Consider the following 25,753-nt stretch of genomic DNA (forward strand, 5'->3'; position numbering starts at 1 on the left):
ATGCTGGTGTACCAGAAATGAAAGCAGGAAAGTGACTGGATCGCAATAATGACGATCACCGCGCGGAAAAATCGCACTTGCGGCCCGGAGAAAAAATAGTAAACTAGCACATCAAATAAACCGCATAGTCGCGGGGGCCTCAGTTTGGCTTAGGGGAGGATAGCATGGGGTTCGATGCAGCGAAGCACGCGCAGTCGATGCGATCGCAGGGCTTCTGGATTGACAAGAATTTCGACGAGTTTCTCCAGGCCAGCGTGACCTCGACGCCGGACAAGCTTGCGCTGCTGGCTTACCGGGCGGATCGTCCCAATGAGCCGGTCCGGCTTTCTTATCATGAGTTGGCGGACCGGATCGCGCGCGCGGCGGCTTCGCTGAAGCGGCTTGGGATTGGACGGGGCGACGTGGTCTCCGTGCAACTGCCAAACTGGTGGGAGTCCGCCGTCATCGCGCTGGCTGCGTTTCGGGTCGGCGCTGTCGTCAACCCCCTGATGCCGATCTTTCGCGAGCATGAACTCAACTACATGCTGGGATTTGCCGAGACCAAGCTGCTGGTCGTCCCCAAGTCGTTCCGGGGCTTCGATCATGAGGAAATGGCGCAGGCCCTGAAGGCGGCGCAGCCGAAGCTCGAGCATGTGATCGTCGTCGACGGGATGGGAGCCAATAGCTTCCGTCAAGCGCTACTCGCATCGGATGACCGCCTCGAAGCGCCTCCTCCAGGTGAAGTCGGCGCGCTTCCGCCCGATCAGATGGCGGTCCTGATGTTCACGTCGGGAACGACAGGATCTCCCAAAGGCGTGATGCACTGCTTGAACACGCTCCTGGCATGCAACATCGCCCTCGCGGGACGTTTTGGTCTTGGCAGCGACGATACCATGCTCGTGTGCTCGCCCCTCGGGCACATGACGGGTTTTGCGGCGGGGATGTTGCTTGGTCTGAAGATCGGTGCGTCCGTGATCTTCCAGGATGTCTGGGAACCGTCACGCGGTGTGTCGATCATGTCGGAGAACGGCGTTACCTATTCGGCGGGTGCCGCTACGTTCCTGGCCGACATGTGTGAGGCGGTCGCGGCAGGGGCGCCAAAACCGGAGAAGCTACGCAAATTCCTTTGTGCCGGCGCGCCCATTCCTCCTGCCTTGATCGATCGCGTCTATCGCGAGCTCAATCTGAAGGTCTGTTCGCTCTGGGGGATGACGGAATCACTGTCGAGCACGCTGACAGAGCCGGAGCGCGCACTCGAGAAATCCTCCAAGACCGATGGTCGTCCCTTGGATGGTGTCGAGGTGAAAGTCCTGCGGCCGGATGGCTCCCCCGCTCCGGTCGGAGAGACGGGGGCGCTCAAGGTCCGCGGTGCCCAGATGTGCCTCGGCTACTACAAGCGCGAGGATCTCAATCCCTTCGATGCGGAAGGCTGGTTCGACACCGGTGATTTGGCTTTCATGGACGAGGAAGGCTACATCCGCATCAACGGCCGCTCCAAGGATATCATTATCCGTGGTGGCGAGAACGTGCCAGTCCTCGAAATCGAGAACCTTTTGTTCAAACATCCATCGGTTTTATCTGCCTCGATCGTCGGATATCCGGACGAGCGGCTGGGAGAAAAGGCCTGTGCGTTCGTGGTCCTGCGGCCGGGGCAGACGCTCGATCTTCCCGGTCTTCAGACCTACATGGCCGCAAACAAGGTCGCGAAACAGTACTGGCCCGAGCGGATCATTTTCATCGACGATCTGCCGCGCACGCCCGCCGGCAAGGTTCAGAAGTTCCTGCTGAAGGAGAAGGCGAAGGAGGTCGTCAGCGATGCTCAGAAGGCGAGCGCATGAGCGGGCGCTTCTCGGGCCGCGTCTGCGTCGTGACCGGGGCGGCACGGGGCATCGGGTTGGCCATTACCGAGCGCCTTGGAAGCGAGGGAGCGCACCTCGCCTGCGTCGATGTCAGCGCGCACAGGTTGGGACCCGCGGTCGAGGAGCTGCAGGCCAAGGGCTTCCAAGCCCGGGCCTACACGGCCGATGTCGGAAAGCGCACCGAGGTTCATTCCGCGTTCGAGGCGATCCAGCGGGATTTTGCATCGCCGATTGCGTCGCTGATCAACAACGCTGTATTCGCCAGGTTTCAGCCGCTCGATCAAATCGATGCCGAGACGGCCGAGAAAATGCTCGGGGTCGGCCTGCTTGGCCTGATCTGGACCACGCAGGCAGCTGTCCCACAAATGGTGCAGCGGGGCGGAGGATCGATCGTCAATCTGAGCTCGATCGCAGCCGAACATCCGACCAAGGATGCCATCGCCTATGCCGCGGTGAAAGCCGGGGTGGTCGGGCTGACGCGAGCGTCGGCTGTCGAGCTCTGCGCGCACAACATCCGCGTCAATGCGATCGCGCCCGGAATGATCGGGACCCCTGCCTCGATCGCTCAATACGACGACACCACGATCGCCAAGAGGCGTGTCGAGATGCCGATGGGCCGCTTCGGCGAGCCGGAGGAGATCGCGGCTCTGGCCGCTTTTCTCGCCAGCGACGAGGCGAGTTACGTCCAGGGAGCGTCGGTCACGGCCGACGGCGGATGGACTGTTCCCAGCAGATAGGAGCGCCACGATGAAGCGGCTGGAGGGCAAACGTGCGGTGGTCACCGGGGGCGGCAGCGGTATCGGGCGCGCCAGCGCCATTCGCTTCGCGCACGAGGGCGCCTCGGTTCTGGTCGTCGGGCGGGCCAACAATGCGGAAGAGACCGCGGCCTTCATCAATGCAAATGGCGGAAAGGCAGCGGCGATGATCACGGACGCTTCGGTCGAGGCGAATGTCGAAGCCATCGTGTCGCGGTGCGTTTCTGATCTCGGCGGACTTGAGGTCTTCTTCGCCAACATCGGCGTGACCGGAACAAACACGCCGCTGCTCGAGCAGACCACGGAGGAATGGAGCGAAGTCTACCGGATCAACACGATCAGTTGTTTCCTGGCGATCAAGTACGCGGGCAGGCACATGGCGGCGCAGGGCTATGGATCGATCATCCTGACGTCGTCGGCGGCCTCTCTGCGGGCAAATGCCGGCGCGATCTCCTACAGCGCAAGCAAGGCGGCCGTGAACAATCTCGCGCAGACCGCCGCCAACGCCCTTGCCGGGACGGGCGTGCGCGTGAATGCCGTACTGCCCGGACTCGTGGAGACCAAACTGACCAGCAAGGTCTTCGAAGATGCGCGGTCGCGCGGCATCGAGGGCAAGCTCGGCCACGTCACGCCGCTGAAGCGCCCCGGGCGCGCGGAGGAGATCGCGGCCGCGGCCGCATTCCTGGCGAGCGACGACTCATCCTATGTCGACGGCCAGTTGCTGTCGGTCGACGGCGGCGTCAGCAGCACACATCCATACGGGCGGATAGCACTCCCGAACAAATAACAAAAAGGAAGGAAGCAGAGCCGTGGATTTCGAATTGCCGCAGGAGATTACCGACAAGCTCGCGGAGCTTGATGCGTTCATCGAGGCCGAGATCAAGCCGCTTGAGCGCGAGAACATGCAGTTCTTCGACCATCGCCGCGAGAATGCGCGGACCGATTGGGACCACGATGGCCGCCCCCGCGCCGAGTGGCGCGCGCTGATCAGCGAGATGGAACGCAGAGCGGACAAGGCAGGGCATCTGCGCTACGGGCTGCCCAAATCCTGCGGCGGTCAGGCCGCTTCCAACCTGGCGATCGCCGCCATTCGCGAGCACCTCGCGGCGCGCGGGCTCGGACTGCACAACGATCTGCAGGACGAATCCTCGATCGTAGGCAACTTTCCGATCATCCCCGCGCTCGCCGATTACGGCAGCGAGGAGCAGAAGACCTATATCGAAGGGATCATCACCGGCAAGAAGCATCTGTCCTTCGGCCTAACCGAGCCCGGACACGGCAGCGACGCGACCTGGCTGGAAACCAATGCTGTGAAAGACGGTGCGCACTGGGTCATCAACGGGCGCAAGCGGTGGAATAGCCAAGTTGCAAGAGCCCACGCCAATCTGATCTTCGCGCGAACGTCGGGAAAGCCGGGCGATGCCAAGGGTATCACCGCGTTCGTCGTCCCGACCGACGCGCCTGGCCACAATGTCCTCTACAATCATTGGACGTTCAATATGCCGAGCGATCACGCGGAGACCGAGCTGAAGGACGTACGCGTGCCCGACAGCGCCATCCTTCACAAGGAGGGCGAAGGGCTCGTCGTCGCTCAGCGCTTCGTGCACGAGAACAGGATTCGTCAGGCAGCCGCCAGCGCCGGCGCTGCGCGCTACTGCATCCAGGAAACAGTCAAATACGCCAACAAGAGAGAAGCCTTCGGTGAGCCCCTCGCCAAGAAGCAGGCGATTCAATTCCCGCTCGTTGAGCTGTGGGCGGAATACCAGATGCTGCGGAACTTCATCTTCCGCACGGCCTGGCAAATGGACAGGCAGAATCCGCTGCAGATTAGCGACATGGTTTCGATCTGCAATTTCCGCGCAAATCGCCTGTGCTGCGAGGCGGCGGACCGTGCCATGCAGGTCCATGGCGGCATGGGGTACAGCCGGGCCCTGCCGTTCGAGCACATCTACCGTCACCATCGTCGCTACCGGATCACGGAGGGGACCGAAGAGGTTCAGATGCGGCGCGTGGCCCAATACTTATTCGGCTTCAGCGGCAAGCGCGCGAGCTGACCGGCATGAGCGGCACAGCGGCAGATCGCAATGTCGATTTCGATATCGCTCGCCTGGAGGATTACCTGAAGTCCTGGCTCGGCGGCGCCGCTCGCACGAAAGTCGAGCGGACGAGCGGCGGCATGTCGAATCCGACCTATTTCGTCACGCGGGGCGACTGGCGCGGGGTGCTGAGGAAGCAGCCGGGGAGCGTCCTCATGCCCTCGGCGCACGCCATCGACCGTGAATATCGGGTGCTCACCGCGTTGCAGGGCAGTGACGTGAAGACGCCCAGGCCGTACCGTTACTGCGAGGATCGCGAGATCCTCGGTACGCCCTTCTATCTGATGGAGTGGCTGGATGGGCGCGTCTTTCAGGAGTTTGCCCTGAACGGGCTGACTCCGGCCGAACGTACCGAATGTTATCGCTCGATGTGCGCGACGCTGGCCGCGATCCATCGTCTCGATTATCAGAAGCTCGGGCTTGGCGATTTCGGACGGCCAGGAAACTACTTTGCTCGCCAGTTCACGCGTTGGTCGTCGCAATGGCAGCAGTTCCGGCGCGGTGACGACGATAATCCGGACCTGGACAAGATCGTCGGTTGGCTGGGAGAGCGCGTTCCGGAGAGCCAGACACTTGCGCTATGCCACGGCGACTTCCGCATCGCCAATGTGATGCTCGACGCAAAGGAGCCGCGCGTCATCGGCGTCCTTGACTGGGAGCTGTCGACGCTGGGTCATCCCCTGGTCGATCTGGCATTCAACAGTCAGGCCTATCAGATGGCGCCCGACGAGAACGGCGGCCTGCTCGGCCTTCCCCTGGAGGAACTGGGGATTCCTCCCGAGCAAGACTATCTCGAGCGCTATTATGAATTGTCGGGCGCACGCGAACGGTTGGGACGGTTTCATCAGGTGTTCGCTATGTTTCGCGGAGCCGTCGGGAGCGCCGGCGTCGCCATACGCGGTGATCAGGGCAACAACGTCTTGCCTGACGCAGCGCGGATTGGACGCAAGCTTGCGCGTGCCTATGCCAAGCGAGGGGTGGACTTGATCGCGGAGGGCGGCGACCGTGAGTGAGCAAGGCGCCATGAGCGTTGAGGAAGCGATCCGGACGAGGCGCTCGGTCCGGGGATTTCTCCAGCGCGAGGTTTCCGACGATGTCCTCCGCAAGATTTTTGCGGTGGCGCAGTGGTCGCCGTCCAACTGCAATGTTCAGCCCTGGTCGCCCCACGTCGTCTCGGGGCAAACGTTGAAGCGGCTGCGTGAGGCGCTGACGTCGGCAGGGATGCGCGACGAGCCGATCAAGCCGGACTGGCCTGCCGACGGCGTGTTCACCGGCATCTATCGCGAGCGTCAGGTCGATGCGGCGAGGACGTTGTACGGGGCCATGGGCATCGAGCGTCATGACGCGGTCGGCCGGAAGATGGCTTATATGCGTAACCACGCCTTCTTCGACGCGCCCCATGCGGTGTTCATCTTCATGTCCGAACCGTTCGATACGCGTGAGGCGACCGATATCGGCATGTACGCGCAGAGCGTGATGCTTCTGCTGACGGCGTACGGAATTGCGTCCTGCGCGCAAGGGGCTCTCGGCCTGTTTCCGGATGTGGTTCGCGACCATCTCGGTGTGCCCTCGAACTTGAAATTGCTCTTTGGAATATCGTTCGGATACGAAGACCCAGACGTGAAAGCGAACACGGCTCGTGTCGGCCGCGCAGAGATCAATGATGTGGTCCAATTCCATCGCTGATGCGGCAAACCCGGTTGGGATCGTCGGAGCCGGCCTCATGGGGGGCGGCATCGCTCAAGCCGTAGCGGCAGCCGGGCGGCAAGTCGTCCTTTGCGCGAGGAATACAGACCGGGCGTCGGACACGACAGCACGCATCCGAACGTCGGTCGAGCGTCAGGTCCGCCGGGGCCGGATGTCGGAGGACAAAAGCCGTCGGATACTGGACCTGATCTCAATCAGGCCCTTCACGCCGCAAGAGTTGGGTCGATGCGGCCTTGTCATTGAGAGCGTGGCAGAAGACCGGTCCACGAAAGCGGGCGTGCTGCAGCAGATCGAGCAGGCGATCACAACCGACACGGTCGTAGCGACCAACACGTCGGGGCTAGCGGTGTCGGGTCTTGCGACGGCGCTGCGCCGTCCGGAGCGGTTCCTGGGATTGCACTTCTTTTCCCCCGCCGAACGCATGCCCTTGGTTGAGGTTGTCCGGGGGAGGCGAACTTTGGAGCCTGCCTTGCAAGACGGTCTTGCCTTCGTGAAGGCGATCGGCAAGGTGCCGATCGTCGTCCGCGATGGTCCATCCTTCTTTGCAACGCGCGTCTTCGCCGCCTATCTTGACGAGGCCGTCTGCATGCTGCAGGAGGGCGTCGAAGCCGAGCGCATTGAAGCGGCTGCGATCGCCGCCGGTCGCGCGATCGGCCCGCTGGCAACTCTGGACGAGACCGGGATCGCGCTGAATTTGCAGCAAGCGAGGCAAGCCCGCACCGACGGCCAGCAAGCGCGCTTCTGTCGGCCTTTGGCAGAGCCCGTGCTCAAAGTGCTAGTCGAGAGCGGACGATGCGGTCGCGGTCGTGGCGGCGGTTTCTACGATTGGCCGGCAAGCGGCGAACGCAAGCTATGGGCCGGTCTCGTTTCGCTCTATCCGCGAGCAGACGGCCAGCCCGACACGCGAACTGTGAAACTGCGTCTGCTCGCCGCCGAAGCGCGCGAGGCCATGCGCTGCCTCGAGGAGGGGACCATCTCCAGCGCGGATGACGCCGATACAGCCTCTGTGCTCGGTCTCGGATTTCCAAAATCTTCGGGAGGGATTGCGAGCTGGATCGAGGCATTCGGCATCAACGAGTTCGTCGAACTATGCGCTCGGTTCGCGGCTGCCCATGGTGAGCGGTTTGCGCCGAGCCCGTGGTTGCGCGAGCTCGCGCGCGATGGCACCGGATTGTCGAAATATCGAAAGACGGAGAGTGAATCGTGACGGGACCGCTCGATGGTTTTCGTGTCGTTGAAATGGGAGGCATCGGCCCGGCGCCGTTCGCTTGCGCGCTGCTGGGAGATCTGGGGGCGGACGTGTTGCGGATCGATCGCATTCTCAAGCCGGGGAGCGAGCCGGAATTGCCGCCGCGGTTCGACTTCTACAATCGAAGCAAGCGCTCGATCGCGTTGGACGTAAAGAAGCCGGAGGCGGTCGCGACCATCCTCAAGTTGTTGGAGCAGGCAGACATCCTCGTAGAGGGCTTCCGGCCGGGTGTGATGGAACGACTGGGGCTGGGGCCAGCGGCATGCCATGCCGCCAATGCGTCGCTGATCTACGCACGCATGACGGGCTGGGGGCAGTCCGGACCGCTGGCGAAGGAGGCTGGGCACGATATCAATTACCTGGCGCTGACGGGCGCGCTGCACTGCCTCGGTGATGATGATCGGCCGCCGCCGCCGCCGCTCAACCTGGTGGCCGATCTGGGCGGAGGCGCTCTATATCTCGTCGTCGGCGTGCTGGCGGCGGCATGGGAAGCGAAGCGATCGGGGCGAGGACAAACGATCGACGTCGCCATGATCGATGGGGTCACCCATCTCATGTCGGCATTCCAGGCGTTTCGCCAACAGGGCACATGGTCGGAGAAACGTGCAGACAACATCGTGGATGGCGGGGCGCCGTTCTACCGTACCTACGAGACCAAAGACGGGAAGTACGTCGCGGTCGGGGCTATCGAACCGCACTTCTACGCCAATCTCATTGAGGTCATGGGTCTGGATCAGAGGCAGATGCCAGCGCAGAACGATCGATCGGCATGGCCCATGATGCGCAGCGTGTTTGCGCGCGTCTTCGCGTCGCGGACGAGGGATGAATGGGTCGCAGCAGCCACAGGACGTGACGCCTGCCTTTCTCCGGTACTGACCATCGACGAAGCGCCGTCGCATCCGCAGATGAAGACGCGCGACGTCTACGCCATGTTTGACGGTGTCCGCCATCCAAGTCCGGCGCCCCGGTTTTCGCGCACCGTATCCGAACTCGCGCGACCGGCACCGCGCCCCGGCGCGGATGGCCGCGCGGCCCTGGTGGACTGGGGGATTTCCCCCGGGGATCGTCAGGCTTTGGTGGCCGCCGGCGCGATGGCTGATCTCTGAACGATGCGAATTTTCGGAATCAAAGGTTCCGCTGGCAGGCCGGTATGCCTGCTCTCCCGTGACTTGGCCGCCGCTTGATTGCGGCGGCCGATTTTCGGAGCAAAACCTGCCGATGCGCTTCGAGCGGAGAACGAGATGGCTGAAAAGCTCCTTGGTGCGACCCGCCTCATTCTCGTCAGGCACGGCCAGCCGCACGAGGGAAATCCGCTGGATCCCGGCGATCCTCCCTTGACCGGCGAGGGGGCGTTGCAGGCGCGCCGTGTCGCCGAGATGCTCGCCGGCGAGGGTATCGATCGGATCGTGTCGAGCCCGCAGCGGCGGGCGCGTCTGACGGCGGAGCCGCTGGCGGCCCTGATCGATCTGCCGGTCGAAATTGTTGATGGGCTTGCCGAGGTCGACTTGCACACCGACCGCTACCGCTCGCCCGAGACCATCAAGCGCGAGTATCCGGATCGATGGACGGAGTTCCTGGCATCGCCCGCTGCGTTCTTCGGAAAGGATGAGGCCGAATTCAATGCCACGGTACTTCGCGCATGCGAGCAACTGCTGGCTTCGCGAGCGCGCGTCATCGCGGCCTTCAGCCACGGCACCCCGATCAAGGTTCTGGTGCAGCACGCCCTCAGGCTCGAAAGTCGAAGCAAGTTGCGGATCGGTCATTGTTCCCTAACGCGCATATCCGGCACGACGCTTGCCGATCTGGCGGTTGAATGCATCAACGACGAATATCGCTAGTGTGGCATCCGCTGGCCACGAGCCGTGCGGCGGAGCAATGTCGCCTGTGTTGAAGCTGTCCCCTCGGAGCCGTCTTTCATGACAATTCGCATGCTCGCAATTACCTGTCTTGCCTTAGCCGTGAGTTCCACGACGATGATTGCGCAAAGCGCCTGCGCGGAGACGTTTCCCTCGCGGCGCGTGACCTTGACGGTGCCGTTTCCGGCCGGCAGCGCGACCGACGGCGTGACTAGGCGCCTCGCCGAGAGCATCCAGAACCAGGCCGGCGTGACGGTCCTGGTGGAGAACAAGCCGGGCGCCGACGGCAATCTCGCCGCGTTGTCGGTGCTGAGGGCGGATGCGGACGGCTACAGCGTGTTTGTCACCACGAACTCGACCCATGCTGCCAACGTCAATCTGTTCAATGCGATGCCCTTTGACCCCAAGGCGGACTTTGCGCCGGTTGCGGGCGTCATGAGCATTCCATTGCTGCTCACCGTCAAGAACGACTTCCCGGCGCGAACCGTCGCAGAATTCGTCGCACTCGCAAAGATGCGCGCGCAGCCCTTGTCCTTCGGCAGCGGAAACACATCGAGCAGGGGCGCCGCCGAACTATTTCGCTATGACGTCGGCATCCAGATGCAGCACGTGCCCTATCGCGGCATGCCGCAAGCGCTGACGGATTTGCTGAGCGGTCAGATCGATTGTGTTTTCGCCGACCCAGCCAGTGCCCAAGGGCTGATTCAGGATCACCAGCTTCGGGTGCTCGCCGTCACCAGCGGGGAGAGGATTGCGAGCCTCCCGGATGCGCCCACGATGAAGGAAATCGGGCTGCAGAGATCGGAGCTAACCGCCTGGGTCGGCGTGTTCGTGCGGTCGGAGACGCCGCCTGATGTCGTCGATCGACTCAACCGTCTTGTGGTCGCGTTTCTGGAGCGCGCGGAGACACGCGCCTATCTGGAATCGGTTGGCGCCAAGCCGTTCATGACGACGCCGGCCGAACTCGGCGCGTTCGCCGACGCGGATACCAGGCGATGGGCGCAGATCGTGGAAATCGCGAAGATCGAAAAGAAATAATTTGGCGCGCGGCCGCGCGTGGAGCGGCCTCACATCGTCAAGCGAGCCGTGCCGCGATCGAGCACGACGAGGTTGCGCTCAACCGCAATCGAGCGAAAGCGGATTTCGTCGCCGGAGGGGAAAAACTCGGTGCGGATCGTCTCGCCCGGGAATACGGGGCGGCTGAAGCGAACTGAAAGCGATTGGAGCCGCTCCGGAGCGTTGCCGGCAAAAGCGGACAGGATGGCACGGGTCGCGACCCCGAATGTGCAGAGCCCGTGCAGGATGGGCCGTTCGAACCCTGCCTTGCGAGCAGCCTCCGGATCGGCGTGAATGGGGTTGTAGTCGCCACTGAGCCGGTAGATCAGCGCCGATTGCGGCAGCGTCGAAATTTCCAGTGTGAGCGCCGGCGGACTGCCCGGCAGCGGCCCGGCGGACTGGCCCGGGACGCCAAAGCCGCCGCAGCCGCCATCGCCGCGAAGGAACAGCACCGAGCGGACGGTTGCGAGGCGTGCTCCCGTCGCTGCGTCGCTCAGGGTTTTCACGAGGTGAAGAATGGCTCCTTTGTCCACGCCCTTGTCCTCGACCGCGGCAATTTGATAGTCGCCCTTGACGGAGCCTTCGGGCGGAATCGGGTGGTGAATCTCGAAAGTCTGCTCTCCGTGCAGCAGCCTGATCCAGTCGATGGCCAGTTCGGGCGCTGCGACCCAACGGCCAGGATGCGCAAGAACGCAGCAAATCGACGGGACGGCCACGAGCCTGTCTTCGAGCAGGAAACGCAATTGATCGGGATCGAGCGCATCGGAGCCGAAGCCGAGACCGAGTGCGTACAGGATCGTGTCGCGGCGGCTGAAGTCTTGGGAGACGGAGTTGAAGCGGAAATTGCGGACGGCTTCCAGGTTCACGTGATGCTCCGGATTGCGCAGGTTGGCAGTTGCTTCCAGGAAAGTCTCCTTATAGTACGATAGTGTACTAAATAAAACGACTGATGTCAGTGCGCTGCGGATGGGAGCAATGTCATGCGAGGTCTCGATCAACGGTCGGCGCCGGGCGCACGGTCATGGGACGCGACCGTCGGAACGAAAGCCCGAACCTTCGGACGAAATCTCCTGGCTGCCGTCTGCATCGCGATGGCTACGATCGTTTCCTGCGGGTGGGTCTTGGCTGCTGACAAGAGATACGGACCCGGCGTCAGCGACACCGAGATCAAGATCGGAAACACGTCGCCCTACAGTGGACCGGCGTCTGCCTTCAGCATGGTCGCCAAGACGGAGGCGGCCTATTTCAGGAAAATCAACGAGGAGGGTGGCATCAACGGCCGCAAGATCACGTTTTTGTCGTATGACGACGGCTACTCGCCGCCCAAGACCGTCGAGCAGACGCGCCGGCTGGTCGAGAGCGACGAGGTGCTGTTGGTGTTCAACGCCATGGGAACGGCAACGAACACCGCGGTCCAGAAGTACCTTAACGCGAAGAAAGTGCCGCAACTGTTCGTGTCGAGCGGAGCTGCGAAGTGGAACGATCCCAGGAATTTCCCGTGGACGATCGGATTCACGCCCAGCTACGAGACCGAGGCGGAATTCTACGCAAAGTATCTTCTGGAACATCGGCCCGAGGCAAGGATCGCGATCCTGTTTCAGAACGATGATCTCGGCAGGGACTACGTTCGGGGACTGAAGCGAGGGCTAGGCCTGAAAGCGCAATCGATGATCGTCACTGAAGAGCCGTTCGACGTATCGGAGCCGACCATTGACTCTCATCTCGTCAAGCTGAAGGCGACTGGCGCCGACGTGCTGCTCGACGTCGCAACGCCGAAGTTCGCCGCCCAAGTCCTCAAGCGGATGGCGGAAATCGGCTGGCGGCCGTTGCACATTCTGAGCTACGTATCGGCCTCAATCGGGAGCGTGATCAAGCCGGCGGGCATCGAAACCGCTCAGGGCGCGATTTCCGCGGCTTATTTCAAGGATCCGAACGACCCAGCGTGGAAAGCCGACGCCGGGTTTGTCACATTCAGTGAATTCGTGGACCAGTATCTTCCTGCCGCGGACCGCAGCGATACGTTAATTGTCAACGGCTACAATACGGCACAGGCACTGGTTCATGTGCTGAAGCAGTGCGGCGATGATCTCTCGCGAGAGAACGTCATGAGAGTTGCTGCAAATCTCAAGGATGTCGAGCTGGGGATGCTGTTGCCCGGAATTCGCCTGCATACGTCGCCGGACGACTTCGCTCCCATCAAGAACTGGCGGTTGATGCGGTTCGAAGGATCGACTTGGCATCTTCTCGATGCCGACAGTCATAAGCCACGCTAGGCCGGCGCCGGGCTCTGGGGAGACTAGGCGGCGCGCCGCCGCCGTCGCGGCTTCGGCTTGGTGACCGGCTCCTCCTTTGTTCCGTTGGACGCGTTGACGTCAGACAAGGCGAGCAGGTTGCGCTTCATGGCCAGCAGGGCGTGGGAGGCGGCTTCCAGTTCCTTGCGGTCGATGCCTTTGGCGATACTGGCGTTGAACTTGTCGGTCTCCTTGCGGATTCGTTCGAGGAAGCCCTTGGCTTGCTTGGTCACGAAGACGCGTTTGACACGCCGGTCGACCGGATCGGGGTGACGGACCACAAATCCTGAGGATTCCAAGCGGTCGATCAGGGCACCCACTGCAACCTTGCCGACATCGAGCTCGTTGGCCAACTGGACCTGGGGCAGGCCGTCCTTGCGGGAAATGAACGCCAGCACCCACCATTGCGAACGGGTAATGCCGAGCGGCGCAAGGGCGCGATCGAACATCATCCTCCTCAGTCGCGACACGTCATGAATGAGGTATCCGAGTCGCAGATCCCAGGCCGGCTGATCAACCATCCAGTGTCCCTCGGAGCAGGCCCGATGGGACCGCAGAGCTCATACCATACACTAGCGTATTTCAACGGGCGATCAAGAAACGGCCCCTCAGCCCTCCGGGGCCAAGCTGGAGGGTATATAGCGATGCGCACGCTGCCCTTTAGTTAAGCTCTTTGGGCGAATAGCCGAGGATATGGCGGGCAATGATTAGCCGCTGGATTTCCCCGGTCCCCTCGTAGATATCGAAGATCCGCGCATCGCGGAACAGCTTTTCCAGGGGACCGGCGGCGGAGAGACCCGCGGCGCCGAGGACGTCGATGCAGGCCTGGGTGACGCGGCGTGCCAACATCCCGCCCATGGCTTTGGCCATGGACGACTCGACCTTGCCCGGCCCCTCTCGCTGCTCGATCCACTTGGCACGGACCACGGTAAGCCAGGTTGCTTCCCATTCAGCCTCCAGAGACAGGAGGCGGGCGGCCGCCATCGGCTGCGTCGCCAGCCGCGCATTATAGTCGGGCTCGACGCCGGCGTTGCCAAGCTGGATCCAGGTGTAGTCGAGCGCCGCCCGCGAAACGCCCAGAGCGTAAGCCGCGACGACCGGACGGGATTCGCTAAACGATTGGAGCGTCTTCTTCAGGTCGCCGTCGACATGATTGAAGGCCGGAACCGAGCAATCGGCGAAGGAAAGCGCCGCAGTATCTTCCCAACGGATGCCCATCTTCCGGATCTGAGGACCGACGTTGAATCCCGGTGTACCCTTTTCGACGATGAAGGTGGACAGGCGCTGCGGCTGATCCGGATGCAGCACGCGCGCGAGGACGAGGACCGCGTCGCATCCTTCAGCGTAGGTAATGAAAATCTTCTCGCCGTTGATGATCCAGTTGCGGCTGACCGGATCGAACCGCGCCGTGGTCCTCACCGAAGCCGGATCGGAACCGCCAACCGGCTCGGTCAACCCGATCGCGATGGTTCGGTCGTGCCAACGGTCATATTGCTCGGCCGTTCCGGCGATCTTCAGCACGGTGTTACCGAGCGAATATCTGTGCTCGCGCAGCGGAACGCCACCATACCAATCTTCGAGGTACAGGAGCGCGTTGATGATCTTGTGCCCGCTGGTTTCCTGGACAAAGGCCTCGAGCAGAGCTCGCACGTCGGGGCATCCATCCGCTTCGGGGTAGGCGTGCGGCAGAAGGCTGTCCTCGGCGTCCTCGAAATCGCGGGCATATTTGGCCGCCAACTTTGCCTGACGACGTGCCTCTTCGATCAATTGGCGGTCGCGCTCGGTGAACTCAAAGCTGATCATGAGGGGTCTCTCCGAATTCCGCCAGTCATGCGCCGACCAGGCCATCGAGAACCGACAGGGAGCGGGCGTTGCGGTACCACATCTCCAGCGGAAGGTCGCGGACGAAGCCGTGGCCGCCGAACACCTGCACGCCCTCATCGGCGATGCGCATGGCGGCATCGCTCGCATAGAGCTGCGCCAGGCGTGCGCTGCGCGGCGCCTCGGGACTTCTATCCAGCTCGGCTGCCGCCTTCAGTCCCATCCAGCGCATCGCATCGATCGCGACATGCATGTCCGCCAGCTTGAATGCGATGGCCTGCTTGCGGGCGATGGCCTCGCCGTGGACGATGCGGGTCTTGCTGTAGGGAAGAGCGAAGTCGAACACAGCGCGTGACAGTCCTGAAAGCATCGCGCAGAGGGCGATCCGGGACGCGTCGCGGATACGCTGGACATTGGCGCTGGCAGTTTCGCCGAGACGCATGGATGCGGGAACCGTAACGCCGTTGAATGCGACCGATGCCCAATCGAGGCCGCGCAGCCCAAGCGTGCCATGGATTTTCGAGACGCGCACGCCGTCCGTATCGAGCGGGACAATGAGCGCCTCGTCGCGGCCATCGCACTTGACCAGCGTTAGCAGGTGAGTGCTGGGCTTTGCGAGCAGCACCATTGTCGCACCGCCTCGCAGCCGAAATCCATCGGCTACTCGCGTGACGCTGGCGTTTGCCGCCGTGTCATCGGCCAAGGGGCCGTCGAGCTCGACCACCGCAGCGAACCGCGGAACGTCAGAGACGAACGGCGGGAGCAATTCTGCGCGCTGCCGATCGGATCCTTGCTCGGCGACGGCCTTGGCGAAGCCGACGGACGCGGCGATGGCGGCCGCCACGGTTGCGTCTCCGGCCGCGAGTTCTTCGAGGACGAGCGCGTTCAGGACGGTCGGCTGCTCCATCGTCCGAAACGCGGGGTCGGCAACGGCCTGTACGATGCCCAGCGCCCAGGCCCCATTGAGTGCGGAGGAAGGAATTTGCGCGGCTTCATCCGCGGCGCGGGCAGCTGGCGCGAGCGTAGATCGCGCCAGGCCGGAGGCGGCCGAGCGGGCGATCTCCTGTTCCTCGCTCAATTCGAACGAAATCACCTGGAACTCCTCATGAGCCTGTTGATGCTATCGGCGTCGCGAGTGCGTGGTGAGCGCTCTCGTTGATGCTGATGATGCCAATGCCTCCGTCGCTGCGCAGGCGGAGGCGGGTGACCGAGCCGTAACCCGGAAGGAAATGCACGAAGCCGTTCAATGCGAGTGCCCGCGAGAGCACGACGTTGATGGGCATGCCGTGAGTGAAGATCGCAACCTTCTGTGTTGTGTGGCCTTCGGCGGCGATGGTCTTGAGGGCGCCGAGGACCTCGGCCTGGAAACGATTGGGATCTCCTCCGAGATAGCGGATCGGGTCTGTCAGGAAGCGCTTCCATTCTTCCTGCCCCAGACCGCGCAACGTTTCGGTGGAGCGATATCGCGCACCGAACCGGTCAGCCTCGGCCCAGCCGTCGACGACGTCGATTCGCCTGCCGATGCGTTGCGCCAGCGGCTCCGCCGTTTGCCGAGCACGCCGCAACGGGCTCGCGACGATGCGGTCGATGGTTTCTAAACTGAGAAGGTCGGCGATGGCGCCCGCTTGCCGCCGTCCGTCGTTGTTCAAGGGCGGATCGCCGGGGTTCGCGGAATCGTTCTCGTCCGGCCGGCCGTGGCGCACAAGAATGATTTTCATGGTCCGTCCCAGATGCGCTTCTCCGGCAGCAACCCGCGAGCGGCAGGTTGGACCGTCATTGTTTTAAAAGATGGTATAGTAGTGAACTAATCTGTCAAGCGAGTGGAGGGGCCGCCGCTGCTTCCGATGTCTCGTTCGCTTATCTTGCTGTTTTCAAGCGAGTTTGCAGGAGACTGAGCCCGCTACGGATCGCCGTGCGGCCATCGCATGCATGCGCTTCCTGATGTGTGATTTACAGATCAAGTACGCCAGCGTATCAATGGACGGCGCGGATCATTGAGGACATGTCCATGTCGAAGCCTCTCGCAGGGATCAAGGTGCTGGATTTCTCCAAGGTGCTGGCGGGCCCACTATGCAGCCAGTATCTCGGCGACCTTGGGGCGGATGTCATCAAGGTCGAAATGAAGGGGCAGGGCGACGAAACCCGGGGATGGCCCCCATTTCCTGCGCCAGGCTTCGGAACGGTGTTTCTCAGCGCGAACCGCAACAAGCGCAGCATCGCCATCGATCTCAAGACCGACCGCGGTCGGGAAATCGCGCATGAATTGGCGAGGAGGGCTGATGTGGCGATCGAGAGTTTCGGCTCGGGCGTTGCCGAACGTCTCGGAATCGACGCTGCGACACTGCGTCCGCTGAATGAGCGACTGATCCATTGCAGCATCTCGGGCTTCGGCCGAGATGGTCCTTTGAAGAATGCGCCCGGCTATGATGTGATCCTTCAGGCCTTTTGCGGCATCATGGCGATGACGGGCGACGAGGGCGGAGGATATATCCGCAGCCCAATCTCGCCGATTGACCAGATGACCGGTGTGCATGCATTCAGCGGGATTCTCGGGCTGCTCTATGCACGGGAGAAGACCGGGCAAGGCGGAACGGTTCAGGTGTCGCTGTTCGAGACCGCGATGGGGCTGCTTGGTTATAATCTGCAGACCTTTTGGGAGCGCGGGGTCCAGCCGGCAAAATGCGGTTCGAGCCACGAGTCGCTGTGTCCCTATCAGGCCTTCGAAACCGGCGACGGACCGATCATGATCGGCGTGGCGAACGACAATCTGTGGCGGAAGTTCTGCGGCGTTGTGGGGCTCACCGAGATCGTGAACGACCCGCGTTTCCGGACCAATGCCGATCGGGTTCAAAACAGGGCAGAGACGCTCCGCCTTGTGCAGAAGGCGCTGATGTCGCGCTCTGCCGCGGCGTGGAACGAGGTGCTGGCGGCGGCCGGCGTGCCCTGTTCGCCGATCAACTCGCTCGCCCAAGTGCTGAGCCATCCGCATACCGACGCCAGTGGGATCATCGTCGAATACGATCATGCCGCGGCCGGGCATCTGAAGGGCGTGGCACACCCTGTCCGTATCAACGGCCAGGCGCGGACGGCGGGAAAGCCGCCGCCTGAGCTCGGCCAGCATACGGACGAAGTGCTGTCCGAACTCGGCATGTCGTCGGAGCAGATCGAGTCGTTGAGCGGCGCCGGCATCATCGGATGAGGTATGCGCGTAGAAGGACGAGAGAGGGAGGATATCGATGAGCGAGCCAACGGCGAACAATTTCACCACGATCATGATCGAGGAGCGGCCCGGGATCGACATTGTGTCGTTGAACCGGCCGGATGCGCTGAATGCGGTGACGCCGGCGATGGCCGCGGAGCTAACCACCTATTTTTCTTCACTGCACGACAAGCTCAGGACACGTGTGGTGATCCTTCGTGCCAACGGCCGCGCATTTTGCGCCGGCGCGGAGCTTGGTTCAGAGGCCTTCGCCAAGCCCGGAGAGGGGCGGCCGCAGCGCCAGCTGCGAATGCAGCAGCAATACTCCGGCGTCATTCGGCTGATGAGGAGCTGTCCTCAGCCCATCGTCGCATTGGTTCAGGGGGCGGCGTGCGGAGCCGGCTTTTCCCTGGCGCTCGCCGCCGACGTGCGCTTTGCCTCCCCGCATGCACGGATGAATGCCGCCTATATTCGCGTCGGCGTCGGTGGCTGCGACATGGGATCGGGCTATCTGCTGCCGCGATTGATCGGATTGTCCGTGGCTTCGGAGCTGCTGCTGAGCGGCCGATTTATCGAGGCCGAAAGAGCCAAGGCGGTTGGATTGGTCAGCGACGTCGTGCCGGCCGATCAATTGCTGGCCACGGGCTTGGCCTATGCCGGCGACCTGCTGCGGACAGCGCCCATGGGCTTGCGCATGACAAAGCAGACGCTCAACGCGCTGATCGACGCGCCGGGCCTGGAGACCGCGCTCGCGATGGAGGACCGTCAGCAGGTCATGCTGCTCGAAACGGCCGACCACCGCGAAGCCGTGGCGGCGTTCCGGGAGAAGCGGGAGCCGAGCTATAGCGATCTCTAGGATGGGACGCGAGCTTCGTGCTTCGCGCCCGCTGGCAACGCTTGAGGCGTTGGATCAGCGGTCCTTGAGCGATCGTCAGGACGCGGATGCTTCGCGTTGGCCGAAAGCACAGGGGCCGCCCAGATAGGCGGGATAACCGAGCTCGCGTACGACGGCGTAGTCCGCCATGCGAAGCTGCTCAGCGGTCAAATCGAATGTCAGCGGGAGGACCGCCTGACTCAGGCGCTGCATCAGTGCCAGCGCGGGCTGGCGCCGAGGATCCGGATCCGATTGGTCCAGCCAATAGCCCGCGCCTGCACTGCGCCGAAGCGCCGGCACGCCCGGCAAACCGGGCCGCGTGAAACCGAGCGTCGCGAGGAGTTCGTCGCTCGGGCTTGCCTGCTCTAGCACCGATTTCGTCGTGGTGACGAAATCTGCGATGAAGGCAGGTCGTTCGCCGGACTTTGCTATCCGATCATGATCGGTTCGACCGAGGAAAAGGGTCTGGATCATGTTGCGAGCTTCGGCCCGTTGGATCAGATGGGAGAAAATCGCCATTTCGCTGCGAATGGCGCCATCAAAACATTGCGGCAGGCCGAACTCGACGCAATCGAGGATCGCAAGGGGCGCTGGATAGTGCCCGAGCGTTTCCGCAAGCACGCGCTCGCGGACGGGGCCGAGAAGCTTGCTCACCTCGAGCGGCGACGGATCCTTCCAATCCGCGCGATCCCACGGTTGCTGAGCGGTCGGCGTCGAGAGCAGCCAGGATTCCGCGGCCGCCACTTCCTCGCCAGGGGCGACGAGCGCGTCGACCAGCCCACCTTCCAGAGCTGCAGTGCCTGAGAGCCTTGCGCCCTCCAGAAGCACCGGGAGAGCGCGTTCAACGCCGATTAGCCGTGGCAGGCGCTGAGTACCGCCTCCGCCCGGCAACAGGCCGACCAGGGATTCAGGCAGGCCGAGCGCTGCTCGCGGATCGTTGGTCAGCACGCGGTAGTGCGTACCGAGCGCAAGTTCGCAGCCACCGCCGAAGGCGAGCCCCGCGATGGCGGACGCGACGGGCTTGCCACAGCTTTCCAAGGCGCGGATGGCCAGGCTCAGGCGGAAGAAATGATCGTAAGCGGCATTAAACCGAGCGTGAGCAGGCTTCGCCATGATCATGTCGTAGGCGACGCCGAGCTCGGTGAGATCGGCGCCGGCGCAGAATGCGCTGCTCTTGCCGGATCGAACGACGACGCCTCGTACGTCGCTCTGCGCGAGCCAGCGGGCGAATGCGCCGAGCTCGACGATGGCGGCTTCCGAAAACACGTTCATCGTGCGGCCGGGCGCGTCGAATATGAGGTGAGCGAGGCCGTTGTCTTTCAATTCGAGCCGGAACTGTTCGAACTTGGGCGGTGCCAGCGTCATGGAGTATTCCCTTGTCTTCTTGAGGGGAGCGAGGGGTACGGGGCGATCAAAATCCGACCCGGTCGCCACCCTTGAGCGAGAGGATCTCCCGAGCCTCGTCGGCGGTCGCCGCTTCCAGGCCAAGGCCTTCGATGATCTTGCGAACCTGGCGCACCTGCGCCGCATTCGAGGTCGCGAGCTGACCGGCGCCGACCCACAAGCTGTCTTCGAGGCCGACACGGACGTGCCCGCCCATGGACGCAGCCATGGCCGCGACGGGCATCTGATTGCGACCTGCGCCAAGCACGGACCAGCGATAGGAGTTTCCGAACAGACGGTCGGCCGTACGCTTCATGTGCATGACGTCGTCGGGATGCGCGCCGATGCCGCCGAGCAGGCCGAAGCAGGTCTGGATGAACAAGGGCGCCTGAACCAGACCCTCGGTGAAGAAGTAATGCAGATTGTAGAGATGGCTGGTGTCGTAGCACTCGAACTCGTAGCGCGCGCCGGTCGCGTTCAACGTTTCAAGCGCATAGCGAATGTCCTTGAAGCTGTTTCGGAAGACCAGATCGTGGGAGCCTTCAAGCATGGCCGGCTCCCAGTCGTGCTTGAACTCCTTGTAGCGCTTCAGCATCGGGAAGAGCCCGAAATTCATCGAGCCCATATTCAAAGAAGCAACCTCAGGCCGCCACTTGGCCGCGGGACGAACGCGTTCCTCGACGGTCATGTAGGGCGAGCCGCCCGTCGTGAGGTTCACGACCACGTTCGACGACTGCTTGATTACTCGCAGAAACGGCTCGAACGCTTCGGGGCTTTGATCTGGCCGGCCGTCCTCGGGATTGCGGGCATGCAGATGGACGATGGCGGCGCCGGCGTCGGCCGCCTCGAGGGCTGAGCTCGCGATCTGTTCTGCGGTCACCGGCAGATGCGGCGACATCGACGGCGTATGGATGGAGCCGGTGATGGCGCAACTGATGATGACTTTGTTCTTCGCCATGATGTGTATCCTCCCACTTAGAATCTGGACTCGAAGGCGGTCCAGCTGTTCGACAAAGTATTGCGATGATGTTCGGCGGCAATCCCGATGAGGGCTTCGGCCCGGTCGCGATGAGAGAGCCCGCGGAGGTCGGCCGCGCCGTTCTCGGTAACGATGATGTCGGTGTCCATGCGTCCGAGCGATACGGGGCCGGCGCCGCCGTTCGGTCCGACGATACGGCTGATGGTGCCACCAGCGGCAGTCGCAGGAAGTGCGATGATCCGCAGACCGCCGCCGCACCAGGCGCCGCGCGCGAAGTCCGAGGCGCCGCCCGGCCCCGAAATGAGGCCTTGAGTCGTCATCTCGGCATAGACCTGGCCGAACAGGTCGACCTCGATCGCGGAATTGACCGCCACGAACCGATCGATATCGGCGACGACCCTCGGACCATGGGTGTTCGAGACGGGCGTGAACGCGAAGGAGGAGCTTGAGACGGCGGAATAGAGCCGTTGAGAGCCGATGGCGACGCCACCGGTGACGGCACAGCCGGAGGCGAGGGCGCCTGCGTCGGCGAGATCGAGGACGGCATCTCCGATCAGTCCGGAATGGATTCTGATGTCGCGGTGGCGGGTCAAAGCGCGCAGGACGGCGGTCGGGATCTTTCCGAGTCCTGTCTGTACGGTCCCGCCGTTCGGAATGAACGCGACGACATGGCCAGCGATGGTTTGGGCGACCGAGTCAGGCGTTCCCTCGCTGAAGCCGAGCAGCCGCTGTTCTGCCTCGATCACCGCTGTCAGTTCAGAAAAGGGAATGCCTTGATGGCCTCGCGTTCTCGGCATTAAAGGATTGATGTGGGCGATCCGAACGGGAATGCGAGGCCAGATTTCGATAAGGAAATCCGCGATGGGACCGAAACTGCACATCCCGTTGTCATCGGGCGGAGCGACCATGAACAGCGCAGCGTCTATCTGCACTTTCCGCAAGCGCGCGAGGATGTCGCCATAGCAAAGAGGAAAGAACGACACCGCGTCGCCAGCGGCCCTGAGCTCGGGCGTCATGAAGAACGTCTCGACCCGGCAGCGCGGATTGGCGAGATATGTCCGAGTGTTCAAGCCGGGGACAAAGATGCCGGTGAACGTCATGGCACCGAGGGCCTCGCCGGCGCACATCACCGCGTCGGCGAGAAGCAGGGATTCTCCGGAACAGGCGACCGCCAGGGTGCGCCCGTCCGGAGGCAGGACGGAGGCGAGCGAAGCGGGCTCAATGCGACGAGGCGCCACGTTCGCTCTCCGGTCGATCACTTCGCGTATTTGTGGAAGTCGGGTTTGCGCTTCTCGTTGAAGGCGCGGACGCCTTCCTTCGATTCCTCGGTCTCGTAGAACAGCTTCACGGAGTAAAGTGAAGCCATGCTGATGCCGCGGATGTTCTCGCTGTCGGCATTGAACGACCGTTTGGCGAGAGCGAGCGCAGTGGGTGACCGCTCCGCAAGCGTGTCCGTCCAGACCTTGACCGCTGCGTCGAGTTCGGCCGCCGGCACGACCTTGTTGACCAGGCCCATCTCATAGGCTTGCTGCGCGCTATAGCGCTCGTTCAGATACCAGATCTCACGGGCGCGCTTGTCGCCGACGTGCCGGGCAAGCAGGGCGGTGCCCCAACCCGGATCGACCGATCCGACCTTTGGTCCGACCTGGCCAAATACGGCAGTGTCCGCCGCGATGGTGAGATCGCACAACGTCGCGAAGACGTTGCCGCCGCCGATGGCAAAGCCGTTCACCCGCGCGATTACCGGCTTCGGCACGTCGCGGATGATCGACTGGAATTCGTCGATGGGAAGACCGACGATGCCGCGGCCGTCATACTGCCCTTCATGCGCGCTTTGATCGCCACCGGTGCAGAAGGCCTTGTCGCCTGCGCCGGTCAGGACGATGCTCGATACGCCCTTGTCGTCGCCGGCAATCTGGAACGCGCGGATCAGCTCGTCGATCGTCTTGGCGCGGAAGGCGTTGTAGAGCTTGGGGCGATTGATGATGACCCAGGCGGCGCGGTCGCGCTTTTCGTAGATGATGTCTTCGAATGTCGGCAGATTGGTCATGGTTTCCTCTCTTGCGCGCACGAAAAGGCGCGCTGCTGGGTCGAAAGTCTTGATGGTGAGGACCGCGGTCGCGGTCAGATCATGTTCATGCCGCCGGCGACCGAGATGGTCTGTCCGGTCATGAAGCCAGCGTCGTCGGAGACGAGAAATGCGACGATACCTGCGTAATCCTCCGGCTCACCCATCCGCTTGAGCGGAATGCCGCGAACCATCGCGTCCTTCCACTTCACCGCCTGCTCGCCTTCGCCGAGAACGGCCGCCATCATCGGCGTGTTGGTCGGGCCGGGGCAAACCGCGTTGAGGAGGACGCCCTTGCTGGCGAGCTCGCGTGCAACCGATTTGGTGAAGCTGATCAGGCCACCTTTACAGGCCGAGTAGACGGCTTCGTTGCTGGTGCCGACGCGGGCCGCATCAGACGCGATGTTGATGATGCGCCCGGCGCGGCGTTCGACCATGAGCGGCGCAACGACGTGGTGGGTATTCAGCGGGCCAAGCATATTGATGCGAATGATCTTGTCCCAGAGCGCCTGGTCAGTCGCGAGGAAGGGCATCGGCTTGTCCCAGCCGGCGTTGTTGACGAGAGCCCAGATCGGACCGAGTTCGGCTTCGACCTTGCCCACGGCATTCTTGACCGCAGCGTAGTCGCCCACGTCGAGTTCGTAGGTCTTGATGGTGGTGCCCGCACCCGCCAGCTTGGCGGTCTCGGCGCCGGCTTCAGGCTTGAGATCGAAAATGGCGACCTTGCATCCTTCCTGCGCCAGGCGAAGGCTAAGCGCGCGGCCTATGCCTTGTCCGCCGCCCGTGACGATCGCTACCTTGTCCTTCAATCCACGCATCGCAAGTCTCCGTGTTTCATCCCATGAGGTCCAATTCGGTGCCTTCGGCCTCTTCGGCTTCACTGCCTAGCATCTCGAGCAGCGTATCCTTGAGCGTGCGCAGCGTATCCGCCGCCTGATTCAGTTGCTCCTCGGGTACCCGACTGAGAATTTCAAGCTCGACCGCCTCGACGTGTTCACGAATGGTGTTGACCATCTTTGCGCCGGCGCGGGTCAGATAGACGCGTCGGGCGCGCCCATCATTTCGGTCGGCGCGACGTTCGATAAAGCCAGCACCTTCCATGCGATCGAGCAGGCCGCCGATCGCCACTTTTGTCAGATCAAGGTCCGCTGCAAGGGCAGTTTGTGTCATACCGTCACGCCGCGAGAGGAAGGCGAGCACCCACCATTGAGAACGGGTGATGCCGAGTGGCTTCAGCGACCGGTCAACCACGACGCGGCGCAAGCGCGAGACATCGTGAATGAGGAAGCCGAATCGGAGACTTGAATTGAGATCTCTGGCCATCGAAGGTCCTTACGGATGCGACCGCCCTTGCGTCGAGTTCCCGGGCGCGCCATTCCGTCGTCACTCGCGCCGTGCCCTCGATTTCGGGCGGTCCTTGAACATTTCTCTCGCGATGATGGTCTTCATCACCTCGATCGAACCGCCGGCGATTTTGACGACGCGTGCGTCGGCATAAGCCCGGCAGATCGGATATTCCCACATATAGCCCCATCCGCCGAAAAGCTGCAGGCATTTGTCGACTGTCTCGCAGTGCAGCTCCGACGTCACCATCTTGGCCATGGCGGCATCGACGGCATCCAGCTTTCCGGAGATGAACAGGTCGATGCATCTGTCGGTGAACACCCTGGCCATGGTGGCCCGGGCTTTCAGGTCGGCGAGAACGAACTGGGTGTTTTGGAAATCGGCGATGGTCTGGCCGAATGCCTTGCGTTCGGTCGTGTAGTCGACCGTCCATCCGATCACGGTCTCGGTGACCGTCGCGGAGCGGATCGCCTGGGCGAGGCGTTCCTGCGCCAGCTTGGTCATCATGTGCTGAAAGCCGCGCCCCTCAGAGCCGAGCATGTTGGCGGGGGGCACCCGAACGTTGTCGAAGAACAGCTCCGACGTATCCTGCGCTTTCATGCCGAGCTTTTCGAGATTGCGTCCGCGCTGGAAGCCCTCGCGATTGGATTCCACGAGGAACAGCGTAATCCCATTCGCGCCGGCGGACGTATCCGTTTTGGTCGCCAGCACGATAACGTCGCAGAGCTGGCCGTTGGAAATAAAGACTTTCTGGCCGTTGATCACGTACTCGTTGCCGTCGCGTACGGCCTGGGTACGGACCGCCTTAAGATCGCTGCCAGCGTGCGGCTCGGTCATGCCCAATGAACCGATGGCTTCGCCTCGGACCATCTTGGGCAGCCAGTGGCGCTTCTGTTCGTCAGTGCCGAACGAGAGGATGTAGGTCGCGACGAGATCGGTATGGATGAGGAAGCCGGGACCGCTCGCCCCGACGCGCCACAATTCCTCGAACACGACAACGTCGAACAGGTAGTCGAGGCCGGCGCCGCCGAACTCTTCAGGCACCGTGCAGCAGAGGAGGCCGGCCGCGCCGGCCTTGAGCCAGAGGTCCCGGGGAACGATGCCGTCTTCCTCCCACTTGGCGTGGAACGGCACGATCTCCTTCTCGACGAAACGACGAACCGTCGCGCGCCAGATCTCATGTTCTTCGCGAAAAATGGAGCGCTCGATCATTGTTGCTCTGCCCGCCTGCCTGTCT

25 protein-coding genes are annotated in these 25,753 nt (G+C 62.7%); 13 read left to right on the forward strand and 12 right to left on the reverse strand.

Annotated elements, in window-relative coordinates; translation table 11 throughout:
- The first annotated feature begins 164 nt into the window (after nucleotides 1-164).
- The 10 genes from H1B27_RS31745 to H1B27_RS31790 all read left to right on the forward strand — a co-directional run bounded on the left by H1B27_RS31745 (nucleotide 165) and on the right by H1B27_RS31790 (nucleotide 10,539).
- A complete protein-coding gene (locus H1B27_RS31745) occupies nucleotides 165-1,817 on the forward strand; it encodes an AMP-binding protein (protein WP_197968751.1) in 1,653 nt (550 codons plus the stop codon).
- Nucleotides 1,814-2,575 (forward strand): SDR family NAD(P)-dependent oxidoreductase, encoded by a 762-nt coding sequence (locus H1B27_RS31750; RefSeq protein WP_197968752.1) that lies wholly within the window; start codon nucleotides 1,814-1,816, stop codon nucleotides 2,573-2,575. The genes H1B27_RS31745 and H1B27_RS31750 overlap by 4 nt, the downstream gene beginning before the upstream one ends.
- Before the next feature lie 10 nt (nucleotides 2,576-2,585).
- Nucleotides 2,586-3,380, forward strand: a complete 795-nt coding sequence (locus H1B27_RS31755) for an SDR family NAD(P)-dependent oxidoreductase (RefSeq protein WP_197968753.1) — start codon at nucleotides 2,586-2,588, stop codon at nucleotides 3,378-3,380.
- 22 nt (nucleotides 3,381-3,402) lie between these two features.
- Complete coding sequence (locus tag H1B27_RS31760) at nucleotides 3,403-4,647, forward strand: acyl-CoA dehydrogenase family protein (protein ID WP_197968754.1); 1,245 nt, start codon at nucleotides 3,403-3,405, stop codon at nucleotides 4,645-4,647.
- Nucleotides 4,648-4,652: 5 nt separating this feature from the next.
- Entirely contained in the window at nucleotides 4,653-5,702 is a 1,050-nt protein-coding gene (locus H1B27_RS31765; RefSeq protein ID WP_197968755.1) for a phosphotransferase family protein, read from the forward strand.
- A gap of 10 nt (nucleotides 5,703-5,712) precedes the next feature.
- Nucleotides 5,713-6,375, forward strand: coding sequence for a nitroreductase (locus H1B27_RS31770; protein ID WP_197968756.1), 663 nt, complete (start codon nucleotides 5,713-5,715; stop codon nucleotides 6,373-6,375).
- Nucleotides 6,350-7,603 carry a 3-hydroxyacyl-CoA dehydrogenase gene (locus H1B27_RS31775; RefSeq protein WP_197968757.1) on the forward strand — a complete coding sequence of 418 codons (1,254 nt, stop codon included), beginning with the start codon at nucleotides 6,350-6,352 and terminating at the stop codon, nucleotides 7,601-7,603. The genes H1B27_RS31770 and H1B27_RS31775 overlap by 26 nt, the downstream gene beginning before the upstream one ends.
- Nucleotides 7,600-8,751 carry a CaiB/BaiF CoA transferase family protein gene (locus H1B27_RS31780; protein ID WP_311977307.1) on the forward strand — a complete coding sequence of 384 codons (1,152 nt, stop codon included), beginning with the start codon at nucleotides 7,600-7,602 and terminating at the stop codon, nucleotides 8,749-8,751. The genes H1B27_RS31775 and H1B27_RS31780 overlap by 4 nt, the downstream gene beginning before the upstream one ends.
- Before the next feature lie 135 nt (nucleotides 8,752-8,886).
- A complete protein-coding gene (locus H1B27_RS31785) occupies nucleotides 8,887-9,483 on the forward strand; it encodes a histidine phosphatase family protein (RefSeq protein WP_197968758.1) in 597 nt (198 codons plus the stop codon).
- A 135-nt stretch (nucleotides 9,484-9,618) separates the two neighbouring features.
- Nucleotides 9,619-10,539 carry a Bug family tripartite tricarboxylate transporter substrate binding protein gene (locus H1B27_RS31790; RefSeq protein ID WP_197968759.1) on the forward strand — a complete coding sequence of 307 codons (921 nt, stop codon included), beginning with the start codon at nucleotides 9,619-9,621 and terminating at the stop codon, nucleotides 10,537-10,539.
- A 29-nt stretch (nucleotides 10,540-10,568) separates the two neighbouring features.
- On the opposite strand, the gene H1B27_RS31795 is transcribed toward H1B27_RS31790, so the two are convergent.
- On the reverse strand, nucleotides 10,569-11,423 hold the full coding sequence (locus H1B27_RS31795; protein WP_197968760.1) for a MaoC/PaaZ C-terminal domain-containing protein: 855 nt from the start codon (nucleotides 11,421-11,423) through the stop codon (nucleotides 10,569-10,571).
- Between the two features lie 225 nt (nucleotides 11,424-11,648).
- On the opposite strand from H1B27_RS31795, the gene H1B27_RS31800 reads away from it, so the two are divergent.
- Nucleotides 11,649-12,830, forward strand: coding sequence for an ABC transporter substrate-binding protein (locus tag H1B27_RS31800; RefSeq protein ID WP_197968789.1), 1,182 nt, complete (start codon nucleotides 11,649-11,651; stop codon nucleotides 12,828-12,830).
- 23 nt (nucleotides 12,831-12,853) lie between these two features.
- Here H1B27_RS31800 and H1B27_RS31805 read toward each other — a convergent pair whose 3' ends face one another.
- The 4 genes from H1B27_RS31805 to H1B27_RS31820 all read right to left on the reverse strand — a co-directional run bounded on the left by H1B27_RS31805 (nucleotide 12,854) and on the right by H1B27_RS31820 (nucleotide 16,387).
- On the reverse strand, nucleotides 12,854-13,246 hold the full coding sequence (locus tag H1B27_RS31805; RefSeq protein WP_376709012.1) for a MarR family winged helix-turn-helix transcriptional regulator: 393 nt from the start codon (nucleotides 13,244-13,246) through the stop codon (nucleotides 12,854-12,856).
- Between the two features lie 262 nt (nucleotides 13,247-13,508).
- Entirely contained in the window at nucleotides 13,509-14,651 is a 1,143-nt protein-coding gene (locus tag H1B27_RS31810; protein WP_197968762.1) for an acyl-CoA dehydrogenase family protein, read from the reverse strand.
- 25 nt (nucleotides 14,652-14,676) lie between these two features.
- Complete coding sequence (locus H1B27_RS31815; protein WP_197968763.1) at nucleotides 14,677-15,762, reverse strand: acyl-CoA dehydrogenase family protein; 1,086 nt, start codon at nucleotides 15,760-15,762, stop codon at nucleotides 14,677-14,679.
- A 10-nt stretch (nucleotides 15,763-15,772) separates the two neighbouring features.
- A complete protein-coding gene (locus H1B27_RS31820; protein ID WP_197968764.1) occupies nucleotides 15,773-16,387 on the reverse strand; it encodes a histidine phosphatase family protein in 615 nt (204 codons plus the stop codon).
- Between the two features lie 290 nt (nucleotides 16,388-16,677).
- Here H1B27_RS31820 and H1B27_RS31825 point away from each other — a divergent pair, with 290 nt between their 5' ends.
- On the forward strand, nucleotides 16,678-17,868 hold the full coding sequence (locus tag H1B27_RS31825) for a CaiB/BaiF CoA transferase family protein (protein WP_197968765.1): 1,191 nt from the start codon (nucleotides 16,678-16,680) through the stop codon (nucleotides 17,866-17,868).
- 37 nt (nucleotides 17,869-17,905) lie between these two features.
- Nucleotides 17,906-18,724, forward strand: a complete 819-nt coding sequence (locus tag H1B27_RS31830; RefSeq protein WP_197968766.1) for an enoyl-CoA hydratase/isomerase family protein — start codon at nucleotides 17,906-17,908, stop codon at nucleotides 18,722-18,724.
- A gap of 75 nt (nucleotides 18,725-18,799) precedes the next feature.
- Here the strand turns inward: H1B27_RS31830 and H1B27_RS31835 are convergent, their stop codons facing one another.
- The 7 genes from H1B27_RS31835 to H1B27_RS31865 form a co-directional block, all read right to left on the reverse strand.
- A complete protein-coding gene (locus H1B27_RS31835; RefSeq protein ID WP_197968767.1) occupies nucleotides 18,800-20,107 on the reverse strand; it encodes an enoyl-CoA hydratase-related protein in 1,308 nt (435 codons plus the stop codon).
- Nucleotides 20,108-20,153: 46 nt separating this feature from the next.
- The gene (gene kce / locus H1B27_RS31840; protein WP_197968768.1) at nucleotides 20,154-21,083 is read right to left on the reverse strand and encodes a 3,5-dioxohexanoate:acetyl-CoA acetone transferase; all 930 of its coding nucleotides are present in this window, start codon (nucleotides 21,081-21,083) and stop codon (nucleotides 20,154-20,156) included.
- A 17-nt stretch (nucleotides 21,084-21,100) separates the two neighbouring features.
- On the reverse strand, nucleotides 21,101-22,342 hold the full coding sequence (locus H1B27_RS41115; RefSeq protein ID WP_197968769.1) for an acetyl-CoA hydrolase/transferase family protein: 1,242 nt from the start codon (nucleotides 22,340-22,342) through the stop codon (nucleotides 21,101-21,103).
- 17 nt (nucleotides 22,343-22,359) lie between these two features.
- The gene (locus H1B27_RS31850; RefSeq protein ID WP_197968770.1) at nucleotides 22,360-23,154 is read right to left on the reverse strand and encodes an enoyl-CoA hydratase-related protein; all 795 of its coding nucleotides are present in this window, start codon (nucleotides 23,152-23,154) and stop codon (nucleotides 22,360-22,362) included.
- A 74-nt stretch (nucleotides 23,155-23,228) separates the two neighbouring features.
- Nucleotides 23,229-23,990, reverse strand: a complete 762-nt coding sequence (locus H1B27_RS31855; RefSeq protein ID WP_197968771.1) for an SDR family oxidoreductase — start codon at nucleotides 23,988-23,990, stop codon at nucleotides 23,229-23,231.
- 16 nt (nucleotides 23,991-24,006) lie between these two features.
- Nucleotides 24,007-24,495: a MarR family winged helix-turn-helix transcriptional regulator gene (locus tag H1B27_RS31860; RefSeq protein WP_197968772.1), complete on the reverse strand. Its 489-nt coding sequence runs from the start codon at nucleotides 24,493-24,495 to the stop codon at nucleotides 24,007-24,009.
- Between the two features lie 60 nt (nucleotides 24,496-24,555).
- Entirely contained in the window at nucleotides 24,556-25,728 is a 1,173-nt protein-coding gene (locus tag H1B27_RS31865; RefSeq protein WP_061879097.1) for an acyl-CoA dehydrogenase family protein, read from the reverse strand.
- Nucleotides 25,729-25,753 lie beyond the last annotated feature (25 nt).

This window comes from Bradyrhizobium diversitatis (genome assembly GCF_016031635.1).
GTDB classification, from domain to species: Bacteria; Pseudomonadota; Alphaproteobacteria; order Rhizobiales; family Xanthobacteraceae; genus Bradyrhizobium; species Bradyrhizobium diversitatis.